5 protein-coding genes and 2 tRNA genes are annotated in these 5112 nt (G+C 68.3%); all 7 read right to left on the bottom strand.

Annotated elements, in window-relative coordinates:
• Positions 1 to 44: 44 nt before the first annotated feature.
• Positions 45 to 120: transfer RNA gene (locus tag ACK4ZD_RS15160), tRNA-Lys, on the bottom strand.
• Positions 121 to 199: 79 nt separating this feature from the next.
• Positions 200 to 275: transfer RNA gene (locus ACK4ZD_RS15155), tRNA-Lys, on the bottom strand.
• A 38-nt stretch (positions 276 to 313) separates the two neighbouring features.
• Entirely contained in the window at positions 314 to 1111 is a 798-nt protein-coding gene (locus ACK4ZD_RS15150) for a ThiF family adenylyltransferase (protein WP_409663938.1), read from the bottom strand.
• A gap of 3 nt (positions 1112 to 1114) precedes the next feature.
• Positions 1115 to 2230: a YeeE/YedE family protein gene (locus tag ACK4ZD_RS15145; RefSeq protein ID WP_409663935.1), complete on the bottom strand. Its 1116-nt coding sequence runs from the start codon at positions 2228 to 2230 to the stop codon at positions 1115 to 1117.
• A 65-nt stretch (positions 2231 to 2295) separates the two neighbouring features.
• Positions 2296 to 3105, bottom strand: a complete 810-nt coding sequence (gene ybgF / locus ACK4ZD_RS15140; protein WP_409663932.1) for a tol-pal system protein YbgF — start codon at positions 3103 to 3105, stop codon at positions 2296 to 2298.
• A gap of 8 nt (positions 3106 to 3113) precedes the next feature.
• Complete coding sequence (gene pal, locus ACK4ZD_RS15135) at positions 3114 to 3650, bottom strand: peptidoglycan-associated lipoprotein Pal (protein WP_409663929.1); 537 nt, start codon at positions 3648 to 3650, stop codon at positions 3114 to 3116.
• Positions 3651 to 3762: 112 nt separating this feature from the next.
• A complete protein-coding gene (gene tolB, locus ACK4ZD_RS15130; protein WP_409663926.1) occupies positions 3763 to 5037 on the bottom strand; it encodes a Tol-Pal system beta propeller repeat protein TolB in 1275 nt (424 codons plus the stop codon).
• Positions 5038 to 5112: the final 75 nt, after the last annotated feature.

Genomic DNA, 5112 nt, shown 5'->3' with positions numbered 1-5112 from the left:
ACGAAAAGGGCCGGCAGAAGCACGATCTGCCGGCCCGGATGTCTTGGTGGGCCCTGTAGGATTCGAACCTACGACCTACGGATTAAGAGTCCGCTGCTCTACCAACTGAGCTAAGAGCCCTTTAGAACCCGCAGCCGCGGTCGGAAGACCGACTCATGGGTCTGACCGTGTCTGCGACCACGCTCGGCTCCAGCCAAGGTGGTGGGTCGTGCAGGATTCGAACCTGCGACCAACGGATTAAAAGTCCGCTGCTCTACCGACTGAGCTAACGACCCGGAAAGCCCGTCATTATAGACACGAATCGACACGCGCATCAAGCCGCGCCGGCAGCCAGCCGGTCGAGCACGGCTCCTGCCGCCACCAAACCGAACGTGGCCGTGACCGACACCACCGAACCGTAGCCCTGGCAGTTCAGGCTGCCATCGGTGGCGCAGGTCGCATCAGGCCGCACCACCGGCTCGCGCGAATACACGCAGGCCACCCCGATGCGCCCCTGGCGTGGCGCCAAGCCTTCCTTGCGCAGCCGCCGGCGCAGGGATCCAAGCAAAGGATCGTGGGTGACGTCGGCGAGGTCGGCCAGATCGACCCGGTGCGCATGGCGCTTGCCCCCGGCCGCTCCCACGCAGACATGCGCGAAATCGCGCTGCGCCAGCGCCCATTGCGCCAGGGTGCGCTTGGCATGCACCTGGTCACAGCAGTCGATCAGGGCATCGATGGTGCGCCCGGCCAGCAGCCCAGGCCAGTTGCCCGGCTCGACGAACTCCTCGACCGCATGCACCTGACACGCCGGGTGGATGCCGGCGATGCGCTCGCGCAAGGCCAGCACCTTGGCCTGGCCCAAGGTCGTATCGACGGCTTGGATCTGACGGTTGATGTTCGACTCAGCCACATGGTCGAGGTCGATGAGCACCAGTTCACCCACGCCGCTACGGGCCAGGGCTTCGGCCGCCCAGGAGCCCACACCGCCCACGCCCACCACCGCCACCCTCGCAGCACGGATGCGGCGATAGCCCGCCTGGCCGTACAACCGGCTCAGGCCGCCGAAGCGGCGCTCGAGATCGGGGCCGTGAAGAGTGGCCGGCGCGTGCGCCCAGGATGCGACCTGCTCCATGCCTCAGGCCATGCGCTGTAGGCGCCACATCTGGTATTTGAAAGCCAGCACCGCACCGCACAGGATCCCGGTCAGTGCAAGGAAGCTGCCCAGCGAGAGCGTCGAGATCCCGGACAGGCCCTGACCGATCGTGCAACCCATCGCCGTCACGCCACCCACGCCCATCAGCGTCCCGCCTACCAGGTGGTTGGCCGTGTCCTCGGCATCGCGGAAGCCCTCCCAGCGGAAGGTGCCGCTGGCCAGCGCCTGAACGGCCGAACCGGCCACCACGCCGGCACAGGTGACGATGCCCAGCGTGAGCGTCTTGCTGGCATCGCTGAAATAGATCAGCCAGTCCAGCACATAGGCGTAGGGCGCGACGAAACTGAGCGACTCCATGCGCCGAGAGTTGGTGGCCAGGAAGGTGGCCTCCAGGGTTTCGGGGTGTTCGGCCACGAAACCCAGCCGGCCGGACACCCACCACACGCCCACGATGACCGAGCCGATGCCCAGCCCGGCCAACAGGGTGTTGCCACTGCGGCCCTCGGGCCGCGCCCAGGCCCAGGCCAGGCAGGCCCCGCCCACCAGCAGGCCCAGACCCCAGGCCGATGCCGGCAGGCCCCACCCGGTGAGGCTGCTGACCAGGCTGGGCAGATCCTGGCTGGCGGGCAGTTCGAGGTGCACCGCATCGACAGTGTTCACCCGCAGCACGCCGGTGATGCCGCGCAGGGTGGCGAAGGCGGCCAACCCGAGCACGAAAAAGACCACCAGCGACTTGAGGTTGCCCGCGCCGATGCGCACCAGCGTCTTGCTGCCGCAGCCCGAAGCCAGCACCATGCCGAAGCCGAAGAGCAGCCCGCCCACCAGGGCCGACAGCCAGATGAGGCGCGGTCCGGCATAAAGCGTGTCGGCCGCCGACACCCAGCCCAGGCCGACCATGGCATTGAATCCGACGATGGCCACTCCCATGGCCATGACCCACATGCGCATGCGCGTCCAGTCGCCCATCGTGACGATGTCCGACACCGCTCCCATGGTGCAGAAGTGGGTGCGTTGTGCGATGGCGCCGAAGATCGCCGCGAGTGCGAAGGCGGCCCACAGCACCTGGCTCGTGAGGGCGGACAGGTCGAAGTCTTGCATGGGCCGGATTGTAGGCAAGCCCCGGGCCGGGCCGGGCCGGGGCTCAGGCTCACGGGCCGAGCCGGCTACTTGAGGGCGGCCAGGCGCTCGCGGGCCTCTCGCGCCGCCTCCGACTGTGGGTGGTTCTTGATCAGGTCTTCCAGCGTGCGTCGGGCGCCGGGACGATCCTTGAGCTCGATCTGGCACATCGCAATCGACAGCCAGGCTTCGGGGGCCCGAGGGTGGTCGGGGGCCGCGGTGACGAGCTGACGGAAGGTGGCCAGGGCCTCCTTGTAGTCGCGCCGCCCGTAATGGGCGTTGCCCAACCAGTAGAGCACGGCCTCCGAGTAGCCGCTACCGGGGTAGCGACGCTGGAAGGACGTGAAGGCCGCTGCCGCGTTGTTGAAGTCCCCCTTGCGGAAGATGTCCAGCGCGGCCTCGTAGTCGCGCCGCTCGTCCGGCCTCACGAGGATCTCTTTGCCATCGACCACCGTGCGCTGGGGCTCGACCTGGCGGATGCGCTCGTCGATGCCCTGAGCAAGGTCGCTCTGGCGCCGCTGCAGTTCGGCGATCTCGCGCGCGAGTTCCTCGTTGCGGCCACGCAGCCGTGCGATTTCCCCGCGCATCAGCTCGAGCTGAGTGTTCAGTTCCAGCAGACTGCGGCGCAACTGATCGAACTGCTCGGCCGAGCGAGCCTGCTCGGCCCGCTGGGCCTCGCCAGCCTGGTCGAAGCGCTGACGCAGGTCGAGGATGGCCCGGCGCGCCTCGTCGTCACCGAACAGGGCATGCGCCCCGGTGGGAACGAACAGGGCCGTGGTCACGAGTGCCGTGGCCGCGAGTGGGGCCAGGCGCGGCCACGATGCTGCCCGAAGGCATCGGCTCAGGGACTTCAACATCCGAATTCTCAGCGCAGGATCAGTTCGGCCCGACGGTTCTTCGCCCAGGCTTCCTCATTGGAGCCAGCCACGGCAGGACGCTCCTTGCCGTAGCTCACCGCCTCGAGCTGCGATTCGCGCACACCCAGCAGTTCGAGCGCACGGCGCACGGCCTCGGCACGCTTCTGACCCAGGGCCAGGTTGTATTCGCTGCCGCCACGCTCGTCGGTGTGGCCCTCGATCATGAGACGGCGCTGCGGATCATTGGTGAGCAGGCGGGCATAGGCGGCCACGGTGGGACGAAACTCCTCCTTGAGCACGTAGCTGTCGAAGTCGAAGTAGATCACGCGGGCCAGCTGGCTGGCCGCGTCGAGCTGGCTGCCCGAGCCGCCCGGGGCGGTCACCGTCGAGACCTGGGATTGGGCCTGACCGGTGCCGCCGGCCACCGGGGTGGCCGTGCGCGATTCCACCGGCGTTTCATCGAGTTTGACGTTGGAGCCGCAGGCGGCCAGAGCGACCGACAGCAGCACGGTGCCGCCGAACTTGGCCAGGGAACGCAGATTCATGGACTTTTCTCCTTGGAATGACATCAGAAGCACGAAAGCACCCCGCGGGTGCCGGTGACGTCAACGCAGCACCGGCCCGCCAGGCTGACACGAGACCGTGACGGGAACGGGTTCATCGTCCGTAGGGCCCCCAGGCGGGCTCGCGCACGTCCCCCCGGTTGGACAGTAAGGTGGCCTTGATGCGGCCATCCAGCGTGGTCGTCATCAGCACGTTGCGGCCGTTCTGGCGTGTGGCGTAGACAATGAGCCGGCTGTTGGGCGCAAAACTCGGACTTTCGTCGTGCGCCGTGGTGGTCAGGGCGGTCACGGTGCCCGAGGCCAGCTCCATCAGTTGAAGCCGGAAGGCACCGCCGTCGCGGGTGATGTAGGCCATCCAGCGGCCATCCGGGCTGATCGCGGGACTGATGTTGTAGCTGCCGCCGAAGGTCACGCGCTCGGCCGCGCCGCCCGACGCCGCCATGCGGTAGATCTGGGGACTGCCTCCGCGGTCGCTGACGAAATAGAGCTGGCGCCCGTCGGGCGTGTAGACCGGCTCGGTGTCGATCCCGGCACTGGTGGTGAGCCGGCGCAGATTGTTGCCACTGCGCTGGATGGCATAGATTTGGGACAGGCCATCGCGCGTGAGGACGACGGCGACTTGCTGGCCGTCGGGCGACCAGGCCGGGGCGCTGTTGGACCCCTTGAAGCTGGCAATGGCGCGCCGCTGGCCGGAGGCCACCTCCTGCGTGTAGACCACGGGCTTGCGCGTCTCGAAGGAGACGTAGGCGAGCTCCCGACCGTCGGGCGACCAGACCGGGGAGATGATGGGTTCGGCACTGGCGAGGGCCACCTGGGCACCTTCGCCGTCGGAATCGGCCACCCACAGCGTGTGGCGCTGCGCAGCCTGGGTCACGTAGGCGATGCGGGTGGCAAAGACGCCGCGCTCCCCGGTGAGCTTCTCGTAGATGTAGTCGGCAATACGGTGGGCCGCCAGGCGCAGGTCGGCATCGGCCACGGCATGGGCCTCGCCGCCAAGGTCCTGTCCTCGCACGGCATCCCAGAGCTTGAAGCGCACGTCGACGCGGCCGTCGGCCAGCCGGGTGATGCTGCCGGCCACCAGGGCATCGGCCCCGCGGGTGCGCCAGGCGGTCATCACGGGCATCGCGCGCTCGTTGAGCACCGCCCCGTCGGTGGGCACCATGCGGAACTGGCCGGAACGCTCCAGGTCGGCCCGCACGATGGCCGAGACCTGCTGCGTGCGTCCGGCCTCGCCGTCGAAAGCCACGACCGCAATCGGGAACTGGGTGGCACCCACGCCTGAAATGTCGACCCGGAACTGCGCCATGGTCGGCCAAGCCGCCACGGCGGCCGGCACGGCCATGAAGGAACGTCGGGACCACATCGTCATCGAACTCCTTGGACTTCTGCTGTTTCGGCGCACACCCGGCCGTCGACCGCGCAGGCCGCCGGCGGCCGCGCGCCC

Origin of the sequence: Caldimonas sp., from assembly GCF_046291045.1 — a bacterium.
GTDB lineage: Bacteria > Pseudomonadota > Gammaproteobacteria > Burkholderiales > Burkholderiaceae_C > Caldimonas.
Note: the sequence above shows the minus strand (reverse complement) of the source record. Positions and strands in the feature narration are given on the sequence as shown.

Excerpts from the sequence above, each read along its gene's own strand:
- ACK4ZD_RS15150 (WP_409663938.1), bottom strand. The coding sequence starts at position 1,111 with ATGGAGCAGGTCGCATCCTGGGCGCACGCGCCGGCCACTCTTCACGGC.
- ACK4ZD_RS15145 (WP_409663935.1), bottom strand. The coding sequence starts at position 2,230 with ATGCAAGACTTCGACCTGTCCGCCCTCACGAGCCAGGTGCTGTGGGCC.
- ybgF (WP_409663932.1), bottom strand. The coding sequence starts at position 3,105 with ATGTTGAAGTCCCTGAGCCGATGCCTTCGGGCAGCATCGTGGCCGCGC.
- pal (WP_409663929.1), bottom strand. The coding sequence starts at position 3,650 with ATGAATCTGCGTTCCCTGGCCAAGTTCGGCGGCACCGTGCTGCTGTCG.
- tolB (WP_409663926.1), bottom strand. The coding sequence starts at position 5,037 with ATGACGATGTGGTCCCGACGTTCCTTCATGGCCGTGCCGGCCGCCGTG.